We start from the raw sequence: 3,354 nt of genomic DNA on the forward strand, positions 1-3,354 counted from the left end.
CTCAATTTCTTGCAATCCTCGCTACGGACGCTTAAGTCCGACAGGCTGCTAGCCTATGAATTTATACCTACCTGTTAACGTCGTTAAAACATGACCGGAAAATCGCGCTGGCTGCTGTTTTTGGGGCAGCTTCTGTATACCGGAGAGGTGAGTTCAGGTTATAGATTCAACAACAGGGTCAGTGTGGTGATGACACCCAAAGCGGTAGTCACTTCGGTTGTACCCGCCGAGGTTGTGGTGGTCATAACATCAGAAGGCAAAGCGACTGTCGGGCAGGCTTTCGAGTCAAAGTAGAACTGACCCTCAACGTTGGAAAGTCCATATAAAGGTGTAACGATGGTTGTCCAGGTATTCAGAATCCGGGAGGTTGACGGTGGGCTGGTAGTTGCCATGGCATCGGTTGAATTCACGGATCCTTCACACTCACCTTCCAGTGGCAATGGATCGGCAGCTTTCAGGCTGTATTTTTGTTGAGTTTGTCGCCACGGAGCGAGTCCCTCCAGCTGGTTGCAGGCCAGGGCCAGTTCAAGTTGTGCCTCGACATGTATAGCTGCATCTCTTACGCGGATCTGATTGCCTGCCAGATTGAAGAGAGGAGGCTCTGCAGTGGTATTACGAATACCCGTCAGCGTGAAAGCATTTTTTGGTATGTATCTTGACAACAAATATTCACGATAGGTTGTGCCTGTATTGTCAATGTCGATTGTGTTTCTGAAGATATCAATATGGCTTCCGGGTCCAAGAGTCAAGTCTCCCACTTCTGACATCTTGCCCCGGAAGGTGTTGTCAACAATAGCGATTTGCTGTGACTGATGCTTGATTCTGGCAATAGAAACAAACAGCCCATTCAGTGGAATAAAGTTACCAGCTGAAACGTTAAAGCGTTCGCCTTTTACCGTGTTATTAGCGAACAGCAGGCCCGGCCCGGTGCGCAGATCATTGGCCGATGCATCCAGAGGTTGTCTGCAATCAAGTCTAACCCCATAATTGTTAGGGAGATGAAATACGTTGTTTTCTATAATCAGTCTCCGGTTATAACAAGTTGCTGAAACAATTCTTTCAATGGATCGTGAGCCATCAGGTCTGGTTGGCCATAAAGTTACGTGTCTTATATTGCTGTCTTTTGTTTCTCTGAAATTAAAGTCACGGCGGTCTCCTACGATGACCATATATCTATCTGAATAACTTCTGCCAGGCATGATGACGACTTCGAAACCGTTATCAGCAGCCCCGATAATATCCTGACCGTTCTTCAAGACTATTTGACTGCCAATGAGGTAATTAACAGGGGTTTTGCCCGTCAACGGGGTAACGGATGGAGAAGGCTTCATCGTAGGGACCATGTAGGAGGAGAGCAGTATCACCGTATCTTGCGGAAGCCGATTGATCAGCTCCGCTAAATCCTCTGTTGGGTCGGCATTGAGAACAACGCATTGACGCCCGCGAACCAGTTCACTGTATTGTTTTAGCCGTTGCTGAACCCCCGTCGTATTTCCTGGAAGAGTTTCGCATAATACCGTTAGCGGGGATGTTGTAGAAGAAGGGGAAACAGGTTGAGTTGTGTTCTGGGCTTGAAGGTTGAGAGTCTGTAAGAGAAGTACAGCAGCGACCAAACGGGCCAGACAACGCCGCAAAATAATCATTTTCCAGACTCCCGAGTATACCTCGTCAAAATCCTAGTCCATGCGTTTGTGTGCATCCATTAATGTCTTAAGAATATTTCAAGAACATCGCTGGCTACTTTTGCAACAGTTTCCTTAAACCGGAGCAACGGGCACAGGCTACTGATTCAGCAACAGGGCCAGAGTGGTCATGATACTCAAAGCGGTCGTCGCCACAGTCGCAGGGGCTGATGAAGTGGCTATATCGTCATCGCCAGTGTCTTTTGTACTGTTAATATTGGTACTGTTAATAACAGCAGAGGGCGAAGCGACTGTCGGGCAGATGGCCGGGTCAAAGTAGAACTGACCCTCGAGGTTGCTCAGTCCACTTACATAATTAGCCGGGGAAGCTTCGACGGCTCTCCAGCTATTCACGATCTGACAGAGTGCAGGTGGACGGGTAGTTGCCATGCCAACGGTTGAACTCAGGGATCTTTTGCACTCGCGCGCCAGAGGTAAGGGATCAACGGCTTTCAGGCTGTATTGATGTTGTTCCTGCCGCCAGGGGTGGATTCCCTCCATGTGGTTGCAAGCCATGGCCAGTTTCACTCGACCCAAGATATCTATTGCTGTATTTCTAACGAGGATTCTATTGCCCGCAAGGTTAAAGAGAGGAGGTTCTGCATCGGCATCGGTAATACCTTCGAACGTGATACCACTTTTTTTAATGCTACGTCCCATCATATATTCACGGTAGGTTGTGCCCGTATTGTCAATGTCGATCCTGTTTCTGAAGATATCGATACTGCTTCCGGGCCCGGGAGAAAACTCTACCGCTTCTGACAGCTTGCCCTGGAATGTGTTATCAATAATAGCGACTCTCTGTGACTGATTCTTGATGGTTGGAGTAATAACAACGACCGCTTCCATTGGAATAAGATCTGTGCCCCCCACGTTGAAAGTTTCAGCTTTAAACGTATTATTAGCGATCAGCAGGCCGGGGCCTGAGCGTGAATCACTGATCGATGCATCCAGGGGTTGTCTGCAATCAAGCTTGACGCCGACCCAGTCAGGCAGGTGTAACACGTTATGTGCTATGATCAGACTCTGGTTATAGCACCATGCTGAAACAAGAGCGTTAGTGCGTCGGCGGCCTTTAGGTTGATTGGGCCGAAACGTTATGTGTCTTATATTGTTGTCTTTTGTTTCTCCAAATATAGAGTTACCTGAATCTCCAACAACGATCATATTGTACGCTCTATAGCTTTCGTCAAGCATGATGACGATTTCGAAACCGTCATCAGCAGCCCCGATAATGTCCTGACCCTCTTTCAAAACTATTTCACCGTGAATAAGGTAATTAACAGGTGTTTTACCCGACACCGGGGTAACGGAAGAAGAAGGCGTCATTGTAGGAACCGAAGTAGGAACCGAATTGGAAGAGAGCAGGATCACGATGTCTTCCGGAAGCCCATTGATTAATTGAGCCAGATCCTCAGCCGGGTCGGCAGTGAGAACAATACATCGTCGTCCGCGAACAAGGTTACTGTATTGATTTAGTCGACGCTGAACCCCACCTGTCGTCTGCCCTGTCAGGGTGTCGCATAATACTATTGGAGAAGCCGTTGTTTGAGAGGGGGTTGTCTGAGTAGGGGTTGTCTGAGCAGAGGTTGTTTTAGCAGCGGTTGTTTTAGCAGAGGTTGTTTTAGCAGCGGTTGTTTTAGCAGCGGTTGTTTTAGCAGCGGTTGTTTTA

2 protein-coding genes are annotated in these 3,354 nt (G+C 48.0%); both read right to left on the bottom strand.

From position 1 onward, the window contains the following. Positions 1 to 158: 158 nt before the first annotated feature. Positions 159 to 1,643, bottom strand: a complete 1,485-nt coding sequence (locus KDK17_RS15950; protein ID WP_257288502.1) for a hypothetical protein — start codon at positions 1,641 to 1,643, stop codon at positions 159 to 161. Positions 1,644 to 1,781: 138 nt separating this feature from the next. Next, the coding region (locus KDK17_RS15955; RefSeq protein ID WP_257288503.1) for a hypothetical protein at positions 1,782 to 3,354 on the bottom strand (1,573 nt) is incomplete at its 5' end.

This window comes from Endozoicomonas sp. SESOKO2 (assembly GCF_024606245.1).
Taxonomy (GTDB): Bacteria; Pseudomonadota; Gammaproteobacteria; order Pseudomonadales; family Endozoicomonadaceae; genus Endozoicomonas_A.

What these genes read in the sequence shown, in the direction of transcription:
- KDK17_RS15950 (WP_257288502.1), bottom strand. Translation starts at nt 1,643, where the DNA reads ATGATTATTTTGCGGCGTTGTCTGGCCCGTTTGGTCGCTGCTGTACTT.